This is a genomic window from Burkholderia sp. AU38729 (genome assembly GCF_020419725.1).
In the GTDB taxonomy this organism is placed as follows: domain Bacteria; phylum Pseudomonadota; class Gammaproteobacteria; order Burkholderiales; family Burkholderiaceae; genus Burkholderia.
Map to the genome: position 1 here is coordinate 235,306 of NZ_JAIZQO010000002.1, position 19,575 is coordinate 254,880.

The following is a 19,575-nucleotide window of genomic DNA, read 5'->3' on the forward strand; positions in this document are numbered from 1 at the left end:
GACCATCGGGCGGCGTCGGAATTGTTGGAATCGCGCCGCCCGATTGACGCCCGCGCCCGCCCGGCTCCCATCACGCATCGTTGCGGCCGCGTTCGATCCCGTTGACCGACGCCCCGCCCGACTCCGTTTCGCCCTTCGCTGCGCGCTTCACCTCACTCCGGCTCGCCGCTTCGAGCGCCGCGCGCCCCGCCGCCACCGCGATTGCATCGTCCTGCGGCGTGTGCACGCGGCTGCACAGCACGTCGCGATAGTGGCGCTCGAGCGGATTGGCGCGGCTCAGCCCGTGATTGCCCGACAGCTTCAACGCCTGCTCGACCACGCGGATCGCGTGCTCGGTCACGGTCCGCTTGACGAGGCCGCTCGTCGTGACCGTCGGCGCATGGCCCGCGTCGGTGCGCGCGACGTGATCGTCGAGCAGCACACGGTTCGCATGGAGCCAGCCCTCGATTTCGCCGACCGCTTCCTGCACGCGCGGCAGCGTCGCCAGCGGCGCGCCCAGCCCGCTCGGCGCACGCGTCGTCGCGAACCCGACCAGCCAGTCGCGCGACGCACGCGCCACCGCGTCGTACAGGCTGCCGAGCAGCGCGACCATCCACGCCTGCTGATCGGCCTGCGCGTCGGCATCCGCATGAGTCGCCGCCGACACGGCCCATGCGTCCGGTGCGCGTACGTCGACCGCGTGATCGGCCGGCAGCCGCACGTCGTCGAACACGACTTCATGGCTGCCCGACGCACGCAGGCCGAGGTGATTCCAGCTTTCGATCACGCGGATGCGATCGCCGTCCGCCTCGCGGTCGCGCGGCACGAGAAACACGCCGACCCGCGGCGCCGGCTCGTCGGTGCGCGCCCACACGGCCAGCCAGCGCAGCGCCGGAATCCCGGTGCTGTACAGCTTGTGGCCGGACAACCGCCAGCCGTCGCCGTCGCGCCGCGCAATGGTTTCCGGCAGGCCGCCGCGCGACGGCGAACCGAGCGCGGGCTCGACGCGCAGCGCGTTGATCAGCGCGCCTTGGGTGACCGCGCTGTCGAATACCGCCCGCCGGACCTGCGCCGGCCAGCGGTTGTCGGCGCGGCCGAGCGCGCGATGCTGCAGGTAAGTCATCGTCAGCACCAGCGCGGTCGCCGGGTCGGCGCTCGCGACGGCGGCCACGATCCGGCTCGCCTGCGCGAGCGTCGCACCGGCGCCGCCATGCTCGCGCGGCACGACCTGGGCGATCAGCCCCGCACGATGTAGCCGCGCGAAGTTCGCGTGCGGAAAGCGGCCGTCAGCGTCGTTGCGGGCCGCGTCGGCGGCCAGCTCCGGCGCGAGGCGATCGAGCAACGCGGCGACGCGGGCGTCGTCGGCGTCGGCATCGTCGGTGGACAGGAGGCGCAGCGAACGCGGCGGCTGCGCTGGTGAGGAAGCGGCAAGGCTGGCGGACATCGAGACGGATTCCCTGGGCAATACGCAAAGTAATACGGACAGGCGGCAATCGCGGCAATCGATCGCCGCGCGGCGCGGTTTCTGATGAAGCCGGCGATCCGTCACGCGCGGCGCCCGATTCGCTGGCGCCCGCGCGCCCGATCTTTCGTGAGCCCACAGCGTATGCGCAGCGCACCTTCGCCCAAACCATGCAAATCTGATATTCAATTCGGGATTGATTATTTCCGTTTCGCATGATCCCGGCGTTAACCTGCGCTCCATTCCTGCCCGGCCATGCGCCGGGACGTCCCTGCACCGGAGACCCAGATGAGCGTCGAATTCATCGGCATGATCCAGAGCCAGAAGCAGTCGGAAATCCATCCGGCGTCCGGCCCCGTGGTCGATCCCGACTACGTGCGCGACTTTGCACGCGCCCACGAGACGGCCGGCTTCGACCGGATCCTCGTGCCGCACCACTCGACCGGCCCGTCGGCGACGCTGACGATCGCGTTCGCCGCGGCCGCGACCGAGCGCATTCACTTCATGCTCGCGCATCGCCCGGGTTTCACCGCGCCGACGCTCGCCGCGCGGCAGATCGCGACGCTCGACCAGTTCAGCCGCGGCCGGCTCGCCGTGCACTTCATCTCCGGCGGCTCGGACAGCGAACAGCAGCGCGACGGCGACTTCCTCGACCACGACGCGCGCTATGCGCGCACCGACGAATACCTCGGCATCCTGCGGCGAATCTGGACCGAAGCGCAGCCGTTCGATCACGACGGTGCGCACTACCGGTTCAAACAGGGCTTTTCGGAAGTGAAGCCGTTCCAGCAGCCGCATGTGCCGATCTATTTCGGCGGCGCATCGGAAGCGGCGCTCGAAGTGGCCGGCAAGCACGCGGACGTCTACGCGCTGTGGGGCGAATCGCTCGACCAGGTGCGCGACCTGACGACGCGCGTGCGCGCCGAAGCCGCGAAGCACGGCCGCCAGGTGCGCTTCTCCGTGTCGTTCCGCCCGATCCTCGCCGCGACCGAGGACGAAGCCTGGGCGCGCGCGCATCGCATCCTCGACGAAACGCGCCGGCTGCGCGAAGCGGCCGGCCTCGGCGCCGGCGGCCCGCAGCAGAGCGAAGGGGCGCGCCGCCTGCTCGCCGCGGCCGAACGCGGCTCGCGCGTCGACAAGCGGCTGTGGACCGAGATCGCGAAACTCACCGGCGCACGCTCGAATTCGACGGCGCTCGTCGGCACGCCCGAACAGGTCGCCGACGCCCTGCTCGACTACTACGACCTCGGCGTCACGACGTTCCTGATCCGCGGCTTCGATCCGCTGGAAGACGCGATCGACTACGGCCGCGAACTGATTCCGCGCGTGCGCAGCGCCGTCGCCGCCCGCGACGCGGCACGCCGCGCGGCCTGAGCCCAACGGAACCTATTGGAGCTATCCGCCATCATGTCCGCCGTCCTTGCCTCGCCTATCCGTACGACATCGGGTCTCGAACTCGCCGAAGCGCCGCGTCAGCATTTCTGGTTCGATCCGCCGGCACCGCGCATCGACGTCGCCGCCGAGCGCCGTCACCGTCAGGAACGGCTCGCGGGCGCATTCCGCCTGTTTGCCCGCTTCGGCTTCGCGCAGGGGCTCGCCGGCCACATCACCGCACGCGACCCCGAACTGCCCGACCACTTCTGGGTGAATCCGCTCGGCGTGCATTTCTCGCAGATCAAGGTGTCCGACCTGCTGCTCGTCAACGCGCGTGGCGAAACCGCGATCGGCACGCGGCCGCTGAACAAGGCCGCGTTCGCGATCCATGCGGCGATCCACGAAGCGCATCCGCACGTCGTCGCCGCCGCGCACACGCACTCGACGTACGGCAAGGCGTGGTCGACGCTCGGCCGCCTGCTCGATCCGCTCACGCAGGATGCCTGCGTGTTCTACGAAGACCACGCGCTGTTCGACGACTTCACGGGGATGGTCGTCGACACGAGCGAAGGCGCACGGATCGCGGACGCGCTCGCGAAGCCGGACGGCACCACGCACAAGGGCGCGATCCTGAAGAACCACGGGATCCTGAGCGCCGGCCCGACGGTCGAGGCCGCCGCGTGGTGGTACATCGCGCTCGACAACGCCGCGCATACGCAGTTGCTGGCCGAGGCGGCCGGCACGCCGCAACCGATCGATCACGCGACCGCGCGCCACACGCACGGCCAGATCGGCGGCCCCGACGGCGCGCTGCACGCATTCGACAGCCTGTTCGCGCGCGTCGTCGCCGACGAACCCGACCTGCTCGACTGAGCGCCTTTCCGCACGACCGGAGACCAGACCACATGACCCGAACCACCGCACCCTCACACGACGACGCGCACGACGACAAGCGCCGCAAGCTGCTGCGCGCGGCCGGCGCCGTCGCACTCGCCGCGCCCGCGATCACGCTGGGCCGCAAGGCCTGGTCCGCGCCGCCGCTGAAGAAGCTCACGTTCGCGTGGAACCAGAACGCGTTCTGCCTGACGCCGATCGTCGTCGCGCAGGAGCGCGGCTTCTTCGAGAAGAACGGCCTGAAGGTCGATCTGATCAACTACAGCGGCTCGACCGACCAGTTACTCGAATCGATCGCGACCGGCAAGGCCGATGCGGCAGTCGGGATGATCCACCGCTGGCTGAAGCCGCTCGAAGCCGGTTTCGACGTGAAGATCATCGGCAGCTCGCACGGCGGCTGCGTGCGGCTCGTCGGCGCGAAGGCGGCCGGCGTGACGACGCTGCAGGCGCTGAAGGGCAAGACGGTCGGCGTCAGCGATCTGGCCGCGCCCGGCAAGCATTTCTTCTCGATCCTGCTCGCGAAGAACGGGATCGATCCCGAGCGCGACATCACGTGGCGGCAGTATCCGGCGGACCTGCTCGGCGTGGCGGTCGACAAGGGCGAGATCCACGCGATCGCCGACGGCGACCCGAATCTCTATCTGCTCGAGAAGCGCAGCAACGGCGCATACACCGAGCTGGCGACGAACCTGTCCGGCGAATACGCGCGCAAGGTGTGCTGCGTGATTGGCGCGCGCGGCGACCTCGTGCGCAACGACCGGCCGTCGGCCGCCGCGCTCGCGCGCTCGATCGTGCAGGCCACGGAGTTCACGCACGACAACCCGAACGAAGCCGCGAAGGTGTTCGCGAAGTATTCGCCGAAGATCAACCCCGATGACCTGCGCAAGCTCTACGCGACGCTCACCTACAACCACCACCCGACCAACGTCGACCTGCAGCAGGAAATCGCGTTCTACGCGGACGACTTCCGCCGCATCAGCGTGCTGAAGAAGAGCACCGACCCGCAGCGCTTCGCGCAGCAGGTCTATGCGAACGTGCTGGGGTGACGCGATGTCGACGATCGAACACGCGCCCGCCGCACGTACCGCGTCCGCCGCTTCCGGCGGCAGTGCCGCCGCATCCGCGCCCGCACCCGCGTCGCGCGTCGCGTGCATCGCCTGCGAAGCCACGCTGGCCGCCGAAGCCCGCCGCGCGCGCATCTGGCCGACCGGCATCGCCGCCGCGCTCGCATGGGGCGCGCTCGGCGCCCTCACGCAACTGTGGCCGAACCGCGTCGTCGGTTTCAGCGACTGGGCGTACACCGACGAATTCGCCGTCGGCGCGTGGACGATCGCCGCGCTGTTGCTCGCCGCCGCGACGCTCGGCCATCTCGTCCCCGCGACGCGCACGCGGCTCGCGCGCGTACGCCCGGCCGGCCCATGGCTCGTCGCGCTGCCGCTCGTGCTCGCCGTATGGGAAATCGTCACCGCGAAAACCGGCTGGCTGCCGACCCCGTTCTTCGCGCCGCCGCAGGCGCTGATCGAGGTCTACGTCGACGACTGGCCGCGCCTCGCCGGCAGCGCCGGCAACACGCTGAAGCTGCTCGCGCTCGGCTTTGCCTACGGCGTCGCGGTGGGCTTTGCCGTAGGCGTGTCGATTGGCTGGTCGCGCCGGATCGGCTACTGGGTGCATCCGGTGCTGCGCGTGCTCGGCCCCGTGCCGGCCACCGCGCTGCTGCCGCTCACGTTCTACTTCTTCCCGTCGAGCTATTCGGCGGCTGCGTTCCTGATCGCGCTCGCAACCGGCTTCCCGGTCGCGGTGCTCACGTGGTCGGGCGTCGCGAGCGTCAACAAGCAGTATTACGACGTCGCGCGCACGCTCGGCGCGAACGCGCGCTTCCTCGTGCTGCGCGTCGCGATTCCGGCCGCGCTGCCGCACGTGTTCGTCGGCATCTTCATGGGGCTGAGCGCGTCGTTCACGGTGCTGGTCGTCGCCGAGATGATGGGCGTCAAGTCGGGGCTCGGCTGGTACCTGAGCTGGGCGCAGGGCTGGGCATCGTACGTGAACATGTATGCGGCGCTGATCGTGATGGCGCTGCTGTTTTCCGGGCTGATCGCGCTGCTGTTCGCGGTGCGCGACCGCGTGCTCGCCTGGCAGAAAGGAACCGTCAAATGGTGAGCGCCGCCGTACTCGAATCGTCCGTTGCATCGTCCGTTGCCGCTGCGCCCGCCGTCACGGCGCCGCGCGGCGCGCGCATCGACATCCGCCGCGTGAGCCATGCGTTCGACGGCCCCGGCGGTGCGCTGCCGGTGCTCGACGACGTCACGCTGTCGGTCGCGGCCGGCGAATTCGTCGCGCTGCTCGGCCCGAGCGGCTGCGGGAAGTCGACGCTGCTGCGCCTCGTCGCGGGCCTCGACGCCGCGCGGCAAGGCACGATCGCGCAGGACGGCGTGCCGATCGAGCAACCCGATCCGTCGCGCATCGTCGTGTTCCAGGACCCGACGCTGTACCCGTGGCGGCGCGTGCGTGCGAACGTCGCGCTCGGCCTCGAGGCACGCGGCGTGGCGCGCGCGTCGCAGCATCGCGTCGACGATGCGCTCGCGCGCGTCGGGCTGCAGGAATTCGCGAACGTGTTCCCCCATCAGTTGTCCGGCGGGATGGCGCAGCGGGTCGCGCTGGCCCGCGCGCTCGTCAACGATCCGCGCCTGCTGATTCTCGACGAGCCGCTCGGCAAGCTCGATTCGCTGACGCGGCTCACGATGCAGGCCGAGCTCACCGGGCTGTGGCAACGCGACGGCTTCTCCGCGCTGCTCGTCACGCACGATGTCGAGGAAGCGCTGTTCCTCGCGCAGCGCGTGATCGTGTTCGGGCCGCGCCCCGCGCGGATCGTCGCCGAGTTGCACGTCGACCTGCCCTATCCGCGCCATCGCGGCGACCCGCGCCTCGCCGAACTGCGTCACGACGCGCTGCGGCATCTCGGGCTCGATGCGAGCTGGTAGATGCGCGGTACCGTTCGACGAAGGGCCGCCGCGCGGCGCGGCCGTAGCCGATGAACGCGCCGACGTTCGCCGACTGGGCGCTCCTGTTTCTGCAAGGGCTGTATCGCGCGCAAATCGCGCTGGCGCGCGTGCTGCATGCGATCGGGCTGACGGGCGACGCCGACGGTCAAGCCGCGTGGCCGTGGGCCCATCGCATCGCGCTCGAAACGCTGCGCATCGACGCGGGACTCACGCGGCAGCTCGCGTTCGCCGGGGCGGCGACGGTGCTGGCGGTCGTGCTCGCGGGCATCGCACTCGCTTCGCGCAAGTGGCGTGTCGTATCGGCAGTCGCCGCGCTTGCCGTTGCATGGTTCGCGCCGTGGCCGCCGTCGTCACTGTGGCTCTCGCCTGCCGTACCGACGAGTTTCCAGCGCGATCCCGCGCCGTTTTCCGTATCGAACGTGATGCGCGGCGCGCATCTGTATGCGCAGCACTGCGCGGCGTGCCACGGCGCGGACGGACGCGGCGAAGGACCGCTCGCGGCCGCGCTCCCGCACTGGCCGCCGACTTTCGCCGGCGCGCTGCTCGCCCGGCGTCTCGACGGCGAGCTGTTCTGGCGCGTGCGCCACGGCACGCGCGACGAACACGGCGCGTCGACGATGCCCGGCTTCGCCGCGACGCTCGGCCCCGAGGACACCTGGGCCGTGCTCGACTACCTGAAAGCGCTCGCCGCGGGCAGCGGCGCGCAGGCGGAAGGCGCGTGGCCCCTGCCGGTCCCGCTGCCGGCGCTCGACGTGCGCTGCGGCGCCGCCGCGCCCCAGCCGCTCGAACGCTGGCGCGACGGCCAGCGCGTGCGCGTCGTCGCGCTCGCGCCGGGCGCGACGCCGCCGCCAGAAGACGCGCGCTGGCAAACCTTGCTCGTCACGGCACGCGGCGCGCCCGTGGCACTGGCAACCGGCGCCGCGCGAGCCGATTGCGTCGCGTCGACGCCCGACGCGTGGCGCGCCTTCGCGACGATCGCCGGCGTGGCGCCCGACGCGCTCGCCGGCACGCAACTGCTCGCCGATCGGCGCGGCTGGCTGCGGGCGCGCGCGTTGCCGGGCAGCGCCGGCTGGTCGGATGCCGACCTGCTGTGCCGCTCGGACGCCATCGCACGACCGGCCGTGCCGGCAGCGACCGGCGATCCGCTGACCGCGCTGCTGCTGCGCGTCGACACCGAACCCGTACGCGATGTGCAGGCCGGGCTTCCGCATTGAATGAACCCCTGAACTTCTCTTCCGACCGAGCTTCACGATGAATCCGACCCGACGCCATTTCCTCGCACAGGCGAGCGCCCTCGCCACGATCGCCGCGGCCCCGGCTGCCCTGCACGCGCAATCGGGCTCGCGGCCGCTGCTGCGCGCCGGCGACCAGAAAGGCGGGCTGCGCGCGCTGCTCGAAGCGGCCGGCGAACTGAACGGCCTGGCGTACGACATCGCGTGGACCGAGTTCCCGGCCGCCGCGCCGCTCGCCGAAGCGCTGAACGCGGCCGCCGTCGACTGCGGCCCGATCGGCGATGCACCGGTGATCTTCGCGCTCGCATCGGGCGCACGCATCAAGGTGATCGGCGCGAACCGTTCCGACCCGTACGGCACGGCGGTGCTCGTGCAACCCGACGCGACGCTGAAAGGCGCGGCCGACCTGAAGGGCAAACGCATCGGCACCACGCGCGGCTCGATCGGCCATTTCGTCACGCTGAAGGCGCTCGATGCAGCCGGCCTGCCGCCCGACGCCGTGTCGTTCCGCTTCCTGCCGCCGGCCGACACGATGCTGGCGCTCGCAACCGGTTCGATCGACGCGTGGGCGACCTGGGAACCCTATACCGCGCTCGCCGAAACGAGCGGCCGCGCGCGCGTGCTCGTCAATGGCCGCGGACTGTGGTCGGGCCTCAGCTACCTCGCGGCGACCGACGCGGCGATCGCGGCGAAGCGCGACGTGCTGCACGATTTCCTGCGGCGCGTCGTCCGCGCGCAGACCTGGTCGTACCGCCATGTCGATGCGTATTCCGCCGCACTCGCGCGCATCATCGGCATTCCGCCGGCGGCCGCGAAGCTGCAGTTCGAGCGCCGCAACACGCGCTGGCTGCCGATCGACGCGACGGTCATCGCGGAGCAACAACGCACGGCCGACTTCTATCTGAAAGCGGGACTGCTGCGCCAGCCGCTCGACGTGCGCACGACGTTCGACTCCGGCTTCCCGCTCGCATGACCGGCCGCGCGACGGCGCGCACCAAACGGCTGCGGCATGATCTGGCACAATCGCAGTCTCGCCATTCGCCTCCAGCCAGCGTCATGCCAGCCATCGCCGAACTCTTCGTCTACCCGATCAAATCCTGCGCCGGCATCGCGTTGTCGCGCGCGCAACTGCTCGAAACGGGCCTCGCGTACGACCGCCACTGGCTGATCACGGATCCGCAAGGACGGATGCTCACGCAGCGCACGCACCCGCGTCTCGCGCTGATCCGCCCGACGCTCGAGCACGATGCGCTCGTGCTGAACGCGCCGGGCATGCCGGAAATCCGCACGCCGCTCGACGGCGATGCGACGCCCGCCAACCCGAAGATGGCCGCGACCGTATGGCGCGACACCGTCGACGCGATCGACACGGGCGCCGAAACGGCCGCGTGGTTCACCGAATTCCTCGGCTTGCCGACGAAGCTCGTGCGCTTCGGCGCCGACGCCCGCCGCGGCTGCGACCGCGATTGGACCAGCGACATCGATACGCATACGCAGTTCGCGGATGCGTATCCGCTGCTCGTGATCGGCCAGGCGTCGCTCGACGACCTGAACGCGCGGCTCACGGCGAAAGGCGCGCCGGCGATTCCGATGAACCGCTTCCGGCCGAACATCGTCGTGTCGGATCTCGACGCGTACGAAGAGGATTTCGTCGAGCACCTCGACGCCCGCGGTGAGACGCCAGTGCGGCTGCGCCTCGTGAAGCTGTGCACGCGCTGCCCGATGCCGACGATCGACCAGGTGAGCGGCGCGCCGAATCCGCAATGGCCACACGAGCCGACCGACACGATGCAGACCTATCGCGCGAACCCGAACTACGGCGGTGCGCTGACGTTCGGCATCAATGCGATCGTCGTCGAAGGCGCGGGCACGTGGCTCGAAGTCGGCCAGTCGCTGGAAGCGGAGATCGGGTTCGGCGATTGAGCCGGGCGCGCGGAACCGCTCGCCCCCTTTCACTGCCGGGAAGCCGCGACTCTCGGCCACCGCTTCCCGCATAGCTGATCGCCATCACGCAACGCGCGGCGCGGCGTCGTTCGCCGCCGGCAGCCAGATCGTCACGACCAACCCGCCACCGGCCGCATCGGCCAGCGTCACGCTGCCCTGATGCACGCGTGCGATCTCGCGCACGATCGACAGCCCGAGCCCCGTCCCTTCGACCGTCTGCGTCTTGCTGCCGCGATGGAAGCGCTCGAACACCGCGTCGCGTTCGTCCGCCGGAATGCCCGGCCCGTTGTCGATGACGTCGAGCCGCGCATGCTCGCCATCGCGCGATACGCGCACCGTGATCACCGCGCGGTCGCCCGCATAACGGATCGCGTTGTCGATCAGGTTGCCGATCATCTCGCCGAGCAGGTCGGACTGCCCGTGCACGTCGATATCGGCCTCGTGCTCGAAACCGAGATCGATGTCGCGCGCGCGGGCGACCGGCGACCAGTCGAGCGTCACGCTGCGCGCGAGCCGGTGCAGCGCGACCGGCTTGTGCGCGACCGCATGGCCGCTGTCCGAATCGAGCCGCGACAGCGACAGCAGTTGCTGCACGATCTTCGCGGCCTGCCGCACCGCACCGTTCGCACGCCGCAGGTGCCCGTTCGCGCGCGGCTGCTCGTCGGGCCGCAACGCGAGCTCGACACCGGCCTGCACGGCCGCGAGCGGCGTCTTCAGTTGATGGGCCGCGTCCGCGAAGAAGCGGCGCCGCGCGACCTGCATCCGCTGCGTGCGGCCGATGTACTGGTTGATCGACTCGACGAGCGGCGCGAGTTCGCTCGGCACCGCGCCGGTATCGAGCGGCGTCGTATCGTCCTCGCTGCGCGCGGCGACCGTCGCCGACAGCCGGTTCAGCGGCCGCAGCCCGCGCCCGACGCCGAGCCACACGATGCCGAGCGCCAGCACGACGAGCAATCCTTCCTGCAGCAGCGACCCCACCAGGATCTCGCGCGCGAGCGCCTGGCGCGCCTCGATCGTCTCGCCGACCATCACCCACACGATGCGCGACTGCGCGGTCGGCACGTCGTGCACCGGGATGCGCAGCGCGGCCATCCGCAACTGCTCGCCGCGATAGACGACGTCGTAGTAACGCGTGACGAACAACGCGCCGTCGCCTGCGTCGCGCCCTTGCGGCAGCGGCAGGTCCGGGTAGCCGGTGATCGTGTGGCCGTTGTCCTCGCGGATCAGGTAGTAGACCTTGCCGCCGTCGCTCGACTCGAGCATTTCGAGCGCGAGATATGGCAGGTCGACCTCGATCTCGCCGTCGTTGAGCCGCACGCCTTCGCGGATCGACTTCAGCGACGACGACAGCGTGCGGTCGAACGCGACGTGCGCGGCGCTCATCGCGCGCTGGTACGTGAGCCACGAGTCGAGCGCGAGCAGCCCGAGCAGCGGCAGCAGCAGCCACAGCGCGACCTGGGTGCGCAGGTTCGTGCGGGTCACTCGGCCTCCTGCCAGGCGGGCCCATGGGGCATGGCGGAACATGCACCCCGCACCACTCGGCGCCCGCGCGGCCGGCCGTGAAGGGCGTGCGTGTCGTTGGCGGGCCGCGAACGTGTCGATCCGGCATGGCGCGTCAACGTGCCCACCCGTTCCGCGCAAAGATCGTGAGCGCTGCGGCGGCTCATTCAGCCGTCTCCGCCTTCGCTTCCAGCAGATAACCGAGCCCCCGCAGCGTGACGATCGCGATGCCCGTGTTCTCGAGCTTCTTGCGCAGCCGGTACACGTAGATCTCGATCGCGTCGGCGTTCACCGACTCGTCGAGCCCGAAGATCTTCTCCGACAGCGTTTCCTTGTTGATCGCGCGGCCGTTGCGCAGGATCAGCACCTCGAGCACCGAGCGCTCGCGCGGCGTGAGCGACAACGGCTCACCCGCAAGCTGGAAGCTGCGGTCGATACTGTCGTACGAAAGCGGCCCGCATTCGACCCGCGAATGCTCGTGGCCGAGGCTGCGGCGGATCAGCGCGCGGGCGCGTGCCTCCAGTTCGGTCAGTTCGAACGGCTTCGCCAGATAGTCGTCGGCGCCGAGATCGAGCCCCTTCACGCGATCCTCGACCGATCCGTGCGCGGTCAGGATCAGCACCGGCACCGGATTGCGGCGCGCGCGCAGCCGCCGCAGCACTTCCAGCCCGTCGAGCTTCGGCAGCCCGAGGTCGAGAATCACCAGCGCGTAATCCTGCGTGCGCAGCACGTGGTCGGCCGCCTCGCCGTCCGCCATGTGGTCGACTGCGAAGCGCGCCGCGCTCAGCGCATCGTTCAGCGACTGGGCGAGGTTCGGATTGTCTTCGACGAGCAGCACACGCATGGGGATTCCGTAAGATCAGCGACAGGCCGCTACATTACATGATCCTTTCCATCGCGACGCCTCGCGGAAACACGGGTTGCGCCGCCCGTGCGGGCGCGCGTCGGCCGGCGCGCCGTCCGTCGCTCAGCGCTCGGCGGCGGGACGATTCCGCGTGGCGAAGCACGAACCGTCGTCTGCCCGGCGCGGCTCGCGCAGGCCGACCGCCACCGCCAGGAATGCGGCGCTCGCGCCGGCCGTGACGACGATCATCGGGCGCGCGGTGCCGTCCGACAGCCATGCCAGCACGCCGCCGCACGCGGCCGTGATCGCCATCTGGATAAAGAAGAACAGCCCGGACGCCGTCCCGGCGATCGTCGTATACGGCTGCATCACCGCGAACTGGCAGGCCGGAATCGCGATCCCGACGGCGATCATCACGAAGAACATCGGGACGACTAGCGCCGCGACCGCCGTCGGCGCGATCGCACCGCCGATCCACAGCACGGCGGCGCTGGCCAGATTGACGCCCGCCGCCGCCGCAATGACCGAATCGGCCTTCCAGCGCGTGCCGGTCCGCGCGAACAGGTTCGAACCGATCAGGTAGCCGAGCACGGTCAGGCCGAAGATCGCCGCATACACCGGGCCCGATACGCCGCGCTGCCGCTGGAACAGCGTCGACGATTCCGCGATGAACGGGTAGTACGTGCAGTAAGCGAAACTGATGGCGAGCGAGTAGCGCAGGAAACTGCGCTCGCGCAGCAGGCCCGCGTACGTCCGCAGAAGCCCCGCGCCCGATGCTGGCCGTCCGTCGCGTTCGCGCGTCTCCGGCAGGTAGCGCAGCACCATCGCCGTTGCGATCAGCCCGCCCGCCGCCAGCAAACCGAACACGCCGCGCCAGCCGAGCCATTCGGCCACCGCGCTGCCGGCCAGCGGCGCAATCACCGGCGACAGCGCCATGCCGGCCGAGATGCGGCCCAGCATCGTGGCCTGCATCGCCGTCGGGAAGCGCTCGCGCACGATCACCCGCCCGATCACCGTTCCGCTGCAGCCGCCCAACGCCTGGAAGATGCGGGCGGCGACGATCGCCGTGACGGTGGTCGACCACGCGCAGGCAACGCTTGCGACCACGTAGAGGCACAGGCCGCCGAGCAGGACGGGACGGCGGCCATAGCGGTCGGACAACGGCCCCGACGCCAGCATCGACAGCGCGTAGCCGACCATGTACAGGGTGAGCGTGAGCTGCAACTGGGCATCGGTGCCGTGCAGCGCGTCCGCCATCGCCGGCAGCGATGGCAGGTATGCATCGATCGTGACCCGCGGCAGGCACACGACGAGCATCAACAGGAGAGCCAGCCCCACTGGGGTAATGAACGCGTTTTCATGCGGTGAGCTCGTCTCCGGTCGGATTGATGGGGTCGACAGCAATCTAAGGTCAAAGTGATATAAGCTGAAGGGCCATTAAATCCGTGACTGAATAGACCACTATGCCGAGAGGCAAAGCCGCGATTCCGCTTGATCTGCCGTGCCCGGCCGGGCTGTCCGCGGGCAGTCCGCAGTCGAAGCAGGAATGCATCGCCGACGCGCTGCGCGACGCGATCCTGAAACGCCTGTTGCCCGGCGACAGCCCGCTGCCGTCCAGCCGCACGCTTGCCGCGCGCTGGGGCGTCGCCCGGGGGACGGTCGAAGCGGCGTACGACCGGCTGTGCTCCGAGGGCTACATCGCCCGCACGCAAGGGTCGGGGTCGCGGGTATGCGCGGTGGTGCCGGACAGCTATCTGCGCGCGGCCGCGCAATCGCGCGACACCAATGGCTTTCCCCCTTCCGACGCACGCCCCGCGCCAGTGCGCCCGACCGACGACGTCGCGCCGGAACAAGGCGTGCGCCCGGGCGTCCCGTTCGTCGCGCGGCTTGCTGATCCCGGCCTGCTGCCGATGCAGCAATGGAAGAAGGCGCTCGGGGCCAGCCTGCTTGCCGCGACCGCGCACGACCTCGGTGCCACGCCGGCGCAAGGCGTCGAAAGCCTGCGCGACGAAATCGCCGCCTACCTGCGCGAATACCGCGGCATCCCGTGCGACGCCGGCGACATCTTCATCACGACCGGCATCCGCCATTCGATCGACCTCGTCGCGCGCACGCTGCTCGCGCCCGGCTCGACAGTGCTGATGGAGGATCCCGGCTATGCGTCGGCGTGGCAGATCTTCACGATCGCGGGCGCGACCGTGATCGACGTGCCGGTCGATCGGGAAGGCATCGACACTGCGTCGCTGGACCGCTATCCCGAGGCGCGCGCGGCGTACGTGACGCCTGCCCATCAGGCGCCGCTCGGCGTGACGATGTCGGTGTCGCGCCGGCTCGAACTGCTCGACTGGGCGCAGCGCACCCGCGCATGGATCATCGAGGACGACTACGACGGCGAATTCAGCTACCAGACCGCGCCGCTGCCCGCGCTGAAATCACTCGACGCGTGCGATCGCGTGATCTACTGCGGCTCGTTCAACAAGACGCTGTTCTCGGGGTTGCGGATCGGCTTCATGGTCGTGCCCGCGAAACTGCGGCCGGCGCTGTCGGCCGTGTGGCATGCGACCGCGCGCTCGGTCGGCGTGGCGCCGCAGCTGGCGCTGGCCCGCTTCATCGCGCACGGCGATTTTGCGAAGCACCTGCGCGCCGCGCGTCACGCGTACCGCCAGCGGCGCGACCTCGTGCTCGACCAGCTGGCGAAACACGCGGGCGGGCGGTACACGGTGTCCGGCGAGCACGCGGGCTTTCATTTCGTGCTGTGGCTGCCGCCCGGGATGGACGACGCGACGTACGTCGCGCAAGCCCAGGCGGACGGCGTCGAATTGCAGCCGATCCGCGGATTCTGTCGAAGCGCCCGGTGCGAAGCGGGCGTGGTCGTCGGGTATTCCGCGCTGACGGCCGCGCACGCGCGGCATGGCGGCCGGCTGCTCGGCAAGCTGCTCGCGCAACCCGCATAGTCCTCGCCTGTCATCGTTGCCGCGCCCCGCGGCAACCCGCCGCTCTCCCTTGTCCAGCCGTGCCGCGCGCTGCGAAACGCGCTGCCGCCGCCGCTTCGACCTCGGGAAATCCATGACACGAACGACACGATTGTGAACAGAAATGAAAGCGGGCTGAAAGTGCGCCGCAATTAACATCCGCTCCACTCGAACAACACCTAGACGTAACTGGAGGAAGACATGCCGTTTGCACCGAAGCACCTCGCCGCCGCGCTGGCGGTCGTTCTGGGCACTGCCGCCGGCAGCGCCGCCGCGCAGGTTCCGGCCGGGTATCCGGGGAGCTACCAGAGCGTCATCGACGCCGCGAAGAAGGAAGGCAAGCTGATCGTCTACTCGACGACCGACACGGGCCTCGTGCGCCCGCTGATCAAGGACTTCGAAAGCCTGTACGGCGTGAAGGTCGAGTACAACGACATGAACAGCACCGAGCTGTACAACCGCTACATCAGCGAGAACGCGGCGAGCAGCACCAGCGCCGACGTGCTGTGGAGCTCGGCGATGGACCTGCAGGTCAAGCTCGTCAACGACGGCCTGATGGCGTCGTACGATTCCCCCGAAAGCGCGAACCTGCCGCAATGGGCGCAGTACCAGAAGCAGGCCTACGGCACGACGTTCGAGCCGCTCGCGATCGTCTACAACAAGCGCCTGATCCCCGAGAACGAAGTGCCGAAGACGCGCGCCGAGCTGATCAAGCTGCTCGCGTCGCAACCGGACAAGTTCAAGGGCAAGCTCACGACGTACGACGTCGAGAAATCCGGCGTCGGCTTCAACGCGCTGACGCAGGACGCGCACCTGAACGAGAAGGTCACGTGGGAACTCGTGAAGGCGATCGGCGCGACCGGCCCGAAGCTGCAGTCGAGCACCGGCGCGATGATGGAGCGCATCTCGTCGGGCGAGAACCTGATCGGCTACAACATCTTCGGATCGTACGCGTACGCGAAGGCAAAGAAGGACAAGTCGATCGGCTACGTGTTTCCGAAGGACTACACACAGATCGTGAGCCGCCTCACCACCATCTCGAAGAAGGCGAAGAATCCGAACGCCGCGAAGCTGTGGGTCGACTACCTGCTGTCGAAACGCGGCCAGACGCTGATCGCGAACCAGGCCAACCTGTACGCGATCCGCACGGACGTGACCGGCGAAACGTCGGCCGCGGGCCTCACGAAGGAACTCGGCGATTCGCTGAAGCCGATCCAGATCGGCACCGGCCTGCTCGTCTATCTGGACCAGTCGAAGCGGCTCGCGTTCCTGAAGCAATGGCAGCAGGCGATCAAGGGCTGATCCGCTGATCCACTGACCGGCTTCGGCCGGCCAATGGCCGCCCGCCACGTCGCGCGGGCGGCCCCTTCCCCATACCGACTTCCTAGAGGCGGCCATCCGGATGGCCGCAGGGGCGAACTCATGCTTTCAACCAGCACACGCGGATCGGTGCCTGCCGTTCCGCACGCCACCGGCCCGCGCGACGCGATTCCCGCGCTACCGGTCAGCAGCCTGCAGCCGCTCGCCGGCATGCTGCGCTGGATCGTCGTCGCGGTACTGACCATCGCGGTCGCGCTGCCGCTCGGCTTCATCCTGTTCCAGAGCCTGCTGTCCGCACCGTTCTTCGATGCGAACAAGACGCTCGGCATCGAAGGCTTCCGTTTCGTCTTCAGCGACCCCGATTTCTGGTCGGCCGTGAAGAACTCGTTCATCATCGCCGGCGGGATGCTGTTCATCTCGATCCCGCTCGGCGGCATCCTCGCGTTCCTGATGGTGCGCACCGACTTGCCCGGCCGCCGCTGGCTCGAACCGCTGCTGCTCACGCCGGTGTTCGTGTCGCCGATGGTGCTCGCGTTCGGCTACGTGGTCGCGGCCGGCCCGGTCGGCTTCTACTCGGTGTGGTTCAAGGCACTGTTCGGGGTGCAAAGCGTGCCCTGGAACGTGTACTCCGTCTTCGCGATCACTATGATCGTCGGCCTCACGCACGTGCCGCACGTGTACCTGTACTCGTCGGCCGCGCTGCGCAACCTCGGCTCGGACGTCGAGGAAGCCGCGCGCGTGACGGGCGCCCGCCCGTTCCGCGTCGCGCTCGACGTGAGCCTGCCGATGACGATGCCCGCGCTGCTGTTCGCCGGCGTGCTGGTGTTCTTCCTCGGCTTCGAGGTGTTCGGGCTGCCGCTCGTGCTCGGCGATCCGGAAGGCCATCTCGTGCTCGCGACCTACCTGTACAAGCTGACCAACAAGCTCGGCGTGCCGTCGTATCACCTGATGGCCGCGGTCGCGGTGTGCATCGTCGCGATCACGTTCCCGCTCGTGCTGCTGCAGCGCCGCCTGCTGAAGACCGCGAACCGCTTCGTCACCGTGAAGGGCAAGGCCGGCCGCGCGACCGTGCTGCCGCTCGGCGTATGGCGCTGGGTCGCGCTCGCGATCGTCGCGCTGTGGCTGATGCTGACCGTGATCGTGCCGATCTCGGGCATCGTGCTGCGCGCGTTCGTGACCAACTGGGGCGAAGGCGTCGCGCTCGCCGAGGTGCTCACGCTGTCGAACTTCATCGAACTGTTCGAGCAGGACAACCTGGTGCGCGCGATCGTCAATACGCTCGGCATCGGCGTGATCGGCGGCGCGCTCGCGATCGGCTTCTACTCGCTGGTCGCGTTCGCCGGCCACCGCCGCCCCGATTGGGCGACCAAGCTGCTCGACTACCTCGTGCTGCTGCCGCGCGCGGTGCCTGGCCTGCTCGCCGGTCTCGCGTTCCTGTGGATCTTCCTGTTCGTCCCGGGCCTGCGCGAGCTGAAGAACTCGATGTGGAGCATCTGGATCGCGTACACGGTCGTGTGGCTCGCGTACGGGATGCGGCTCATCCAGAGCGCGCTGCTGCAGGTGGGCCCCGAGCTCGAGGAAGCCGGCCGCAGCGTCGGCGCGACGCGCAGCCGCGTGTCGCTCGACGTGACGCTGCCGCTCGTGCGTTTCGGCCTGCTCGCCGCGTGGCTCCTGATCTTCATGATCTTCGAGCGCGAATACTCGACGGCCGTCTACCTGCTGTCGCCCGGCACCGAAGTGATCGGCGCGCTGCTCGTGTCGCTGTGGGCGACCGGCGCCGTCGACCAGGTCGCCGCGCTTTCTGTCATCAACATTGCGATGGTCGGCGCCGGTCTCGGCGTGGCCCTGCGTTTCGGAGTGAAACTTCATGGATAAGCTCATCGTCGACGACCTGCACCTCAGCTACGGCACCAATCCGATCCTCAAGGGCGTGTCGTTCGAACTGAAGGCCGGCGAAGTCGTGTGCCTGCTCGGCGCGTCGGGCAGCGGCAAGACCACGCTGCTGCGCGCGGTGGCCGGCCTCGAACAGCCGTCCGACGGCCGCATCCAGCTCGACGACCGCGTGTTCTTCGACGGCGCGCAGCGTGTCGACCTGCCCGTCGAGCAGCGCTCGCTCGGCCTCGTGTTCCAGTCGTATGCGCTGTGGCCGCACCGCACCGTCGCCGACAACGTCGGCTACGGGCTGAAGCTGCGCCGCGTCGCCCCGGCCGAACAGAAGCGCCGCGTGCAGAGCGCGCTCGACCAGCTCGGCCTCGGCCATCTCGCGGAACGCTTTCCGCATCAGCTGTCGGGCGGCCAGCAGCAGCGCGTCGCGATTGCGCGCGCGCTCGTCTACAACCCGCCGGTGATCCTGCTCGACGAGCCGCTGTCGAACCTCGACGCGAAGCTGCGCGAGGAAGCGCGCGCATGGCTGCGCGAGCTGATCGTATCGCTCGGGCTGTCGGCCCTGTGCGTGACGCACGACCAGACCGAAGCGATGGCGATGTCCGACCGCATCCTGCTGCTGCGCAACGGCCGCATCGAGCAGGAAGGCACGCCGGCCGAGCTGTACGGCGCGCCGCGCTCGCTGTACACGGCCGAGTTCATGGGCAGCAACAACCGGATCGACGCGCGCGTCGCGGCCATTGACGGCGAACGCGTGACGCTCGCCGGCGACGGCTGGGAACTGCAGGCGCTCGCCCGCGACACCTTCGCGCCGGGCCAGGACGCGCAGGCCGTGATCCGCCTCGAGCGTGTGCAGGTCGCTGACGGCCCGGGTGCGAACCGGCTGCAGGCCGACCTCGTCACGTCGATGTATCTCGGCGACCGCTGGGAATACCTGTTCCATTGCGGCGAAATGCGCCTGCGCGCATTCGGTCACGTGCCGCGTGCAGCGGGCAAGCACTGGATCGAATTCCCGGCCAACGACTGCTGGGCGTTCGCGAAAGCGGGCTGACCCCGTCGCGGCGGCCCACGCGCCGCCGCGCATGCATTCGCGCACACATCCCTTCGCGACCGCATCGGCGCGACGCGTACCCGTTTTCTGTTTCAACCCGCCCACAAAAACCAAGGAGAC

The 19,575-nt window shown here is 69.5% G+C and carries 15 protein-coding genes and 1 pseudogene; 12 read left to right on the top strand and 4 right to left on the bottom strand.

Annotation, left to right across the window (positions count from 1 at the left end):
- Positions 1 to 70: 70 nt before the first annotated feature.
- Positions 71 to 1,423 (bottom strand): acyl-CoA dehydrogenase family protein, encoded by a 1,353-nt coding sequence (locus LGM56_RS06125; RefSeq protein WP_226203539.1) that lies wholly within the window; start codon positions 1,421 to 1,423, stop codon positions 71 to 73.
- A gap of 306 nt (positions 1,424 to 1,729) precedes the next feature.
- Here LGM56_RS06125 and LGM56_RS06130 point away from each other — a divergent pair, with 306 nt between their 5' ends.
- The 8 genes from LGM56_RS06130 to LGM56_RS06165 all read left to right on the top strand — a co-directional run bounded on the left by LGM56_RS06130 (position 1,730) and on the right by LGM56_RS06165 (position 9,863).
- Positions 1,730 to 2,815, top strand: a complete 1,086-nt coding sequence (locus LGM56_RS06130; protein WP_089442602.1) for an LLM class flavin-dependent oxidoreductase — start codon at positions 1,730 to 1,732, stop codon at positions 2,813 to 2,815.
- Positions 2,816 to 2,848: 33 nt separating this feature from the next.
- Complete coding sequence (locus LGM56_RS06135) at positions 2,849 to 3,688, top strand: class II aldolase/adducin family protein (RefSeq protein ID WP_226203542.1); 840 nt, start codon at positions 2,849 to 2,851, stop codon at positions 3,686 to 3,688.
- Between the two features lie 32 nt (positions 3,689 to 3,720).
- Positions 3,721 to 4,755, top strand: a complete 1,035-nt coding sequence (locus tag LGM56_RS06140; RefSeq protein WP_226203544.1) for an ABC transporter substrate-binding protein — start codon at positions 3,721 to 3,723, stop codon at positions 4,753 to 4,755.
- Between the two features lie 4 nt (positions 4,756 to 4,759).
- Positions 4,760 to 5,866, top strand: coding sequence for an ABC transporter permease (locus LGM56_RS06145; RefSeq protein WP_226203546.1), 1,107 nt, complete (start codon positions 4,760 to 4,762; stop codon positions 5,864 to 5,866).
- On the top strand, positions 5,860 to 6,687 hold the full coding sequence (locus LGM56_RS06150; protein ID WP_226203548.1) for an ABC transporter ATP-binding protein: 828 nt from the start codon (positions 5,860 to 5,862) through the stop codon (positions 6,685 to 6,687). Before LGM56_RS06145 ends, LGM56_RS06150 begins: the two co-directional genes overlap by 7 nt.
- 50 nt (positions 6,688 to 6,737) lie before the next feature.
- Positions 6,738 to 7,922: a c-type cytochrome gene (locus LGM56_RS06155; RefSeq protein WP_226203550.1), complete on the top strand. Its 1,185-nt coding sequence runs from the start codon at positions 6,738 to 6,740 to the stop codon at positions 7,920 to 7,922.
- Positions 7,923 to 7,959: 37 nt separating this feature from the next.
- Positions 7,960 to 8,913, top strand: a complete 954-nt coding sequence (locus tag LGM56_RS06160; protein ID WP_226203552.1) for an ABC transporter substrate-binding protein — start codon at positions 7,960 to 7,962, stop codon at positions 8,911 to 8,913.
- An 83-nt stretch (positions 8,914 to 8,996) separates the two neighbouring features.
- Positions 8,997 to 9,863: an MOSC domain-containing protein gene (locus LGM56_RS06165; protein WP_226203555.1), complete on the top strand. Its 867-nt coding sequence runs from the start codon at positions 8,997 to 8,999 to the stop codon at positions 9,861 to 9,863.
- 84 nt (positions 9,864 to 9,947) lie between these two features.
- Here the strand turns inward: LGM56_RS06165 and LGM56_RS06170 are convergent, their stop codons facing one another.
- The 3 genes and pseudogenes from LGM56_RS06170 to LGM56_RS06180 form a co-directional block, all read right to left on the bottom strand.
- Positions 9,948 to 11,366, bottom strand: a complete 1,419-nt coding sequence (locus tag LGM56_RS06170; RefSeq protein WP_226203557.1) for a sensor histidine kinase — start codon at positions 11,364 to 11,366, stop codon at positions 9,948 to 9,950.
- Between the two features lie 181 nt (positions 11,367 to 11,547).
- Positions 11,548 to 12,228 carry a response regulator gene (locus LGM56_RS06175; RefSeq protein WP_089497090.1) on the bottom strand — a complete coding sequence of 227 codons (681 nt, stop codon included), beginning with the start codon at positions 12,226 to 12,228 and terminating at the stop codon, positions 11,548 to 11,550.
- A gap of 123 nt (positions 12,229 to 12,351) precedes the next feature.
- Positions 12,352 to 13,589 (bottom strand): annotated as a pseudogene (locus LGM56_RS06180) (multidrug effflux MFS transporter).
- Positions 13,590 to 13,691: 102 nt separating this feature from the next.
- Here LGM56_RS06180 and LGM56_RS06185 point away from each other — a divergent pair.
- The 4 genes from LGM56_RS06185 (at position 13,692) to LGM56_RS06200 (ending at position 19,455) form a co-directional block, all read left to right on the top strand.
- A complete protein-coding gene (locus tag LGM56_RS06185) occupies positions 13,692 to 15,182 on the top strand; it encodes a PLP-dependent aminotransferase family protein (RefSeq protein WP_226203559.1) in 1,491 nt (496 codons plus the stop codon).
- Positions 15,183 to 15,401: 219 nt separating this feature from the next.
- On the top strand, positions 15,402 to 16,502 hold the full coding sequence (locus tag LGM56_RS06190) for an ABC transporter substrate-binding protein (RefSeq protein ID WP_226203561.1): 1,101 nt from the start codon (positions 15,402 to 15,404) through the stop codon (positions 16,500 to 16,502).
- 120 nt (positions 16,503 to 16,622) lie between these two features.
- On the top strand, positions 16,623 to 18,395 hold the full coding sequence (locus tag LGM56_RS06195; protein ID WP_226203563.1) for an ABC transporter permease: 1,773 nt from the start codon (positions 16,623 to 16,625) through the stop codon (positions 18,393 to 18,395).
- Positions 18,388 to 19,455, top strand: coding sequence for an ABC transporter ATP-binding protein (locus LGM56_RS06200; protein WP_089458085.1), 1,068 nt, complete (start codon positions 18,388 to 18,390; stop codon positions 19,453 to 19,455). The genes LGM56_RS06195 and LGM56_RS06200 overlap by 8 nt, the downstream gene beginning before the upstream one ends.
- Positions 19,456 to 19,575: the final 120 nt, after the last annotated feature.

Bases quoted from the DNA above. Each gene is read 5' to 3' on its own strand.
- LGM56_RS06135 (WP_226203542.1), top strand. From the start codon at position 2,849: ATGTCCGCCGTCCTTGCCTCGCCTATCCGTACGACATCGGGTCTCGAA.
- LGM56_RS06145 (WP_226203546.1), top strand. From the start codon at position 4,760: ATGTCGACGATCGAACACGCGCCCGCCGCACGTACCGCGTCCGCCGCT.
- LGM56_RS06150 (WP_226203548.1), top strand. From the start codon at position 5,860: ATGGTGAGCGCCGCCGTACTCGAATCGTCCGTTGCATCGTCCGTTGCC.
- LGM56_RS06190 (WP_226203561.1), top strand. From the start codon at position 15,402: ATGCCGTTTGCACCGAAGCACCTCGCCGCCGCGCTGGCGGTCGTTCTG.
- LGM56_RS06200 (WP_089458085.1), top strand. From the start codon at position 18,388: ATGGATAAGCTCATCGTCGACGACCTGCACCTCAGCTACGGCACCAAT.
- LGM56_RS06195 (WP_226203563.1), top strand. From the start codon at position 16,623: ATGCTTTCAACCAGCACACGCGGATCGGTGCCTGCCGTTCCGCACGCC.
- LGM56_RS06160 (WP_226203552.1), top strand. From the start codon at position 7,960: ATGAATCCGACCCGACGCCATTTCCTCGCACAGGCGAGCGCCCTCGCC.
- LGM56_RS06155 (WP_226203550.1), top strand. From the start codon at position 6,738: ATGAACGCGCCGACGTTCGCCGACTGGGCGCTCCTGTTTCTGCAAGGG.
- LGM56_RS06125 (WP_226203539.1), bottom strand. From the start codon at position 1,423: ATGTCCGCCAGCCTTGCCGCTTCCTCACCAGCGCAGCCGCCGCGTTCG.
- LGM56_RS06130 (WP_089442602.1), top strand. From the start codon at position 1,730: ATGAGCGTCGAATTCATCGGCATGATCCAGAGCCAGAAGCAGTCGGAA.
- LGM56_RS06185 (WP_226203559.1), top strand. From the start codon at position 13,692: ATGCCGAGAGGCAAAGCCGCGATTCCGCTTGATCTGCCGTGCCCGGCC.
- LGM56_RS06175 (WP_089497090.1), bottom strand. From the start codon at position 12,228: ATGCGTGTGCTGCTCGTCGAAGACAATCCGAACCTCGCCCAGTCGCTG.
- LGM56_RS06140 (WP_226203544.1), top strand. From the start codon at position 3,721: ATGACCCGAACCACCGCACCCTCACACGACGACGCGCACGACGACAAG.
- LGM56_RS06165 (WP_226203555.1), top strand. From the start codon at position 8,997: ATGCCAGCCATCGCCGAACTCTTCGTCTACCCGATCAAATCCTGCGCC.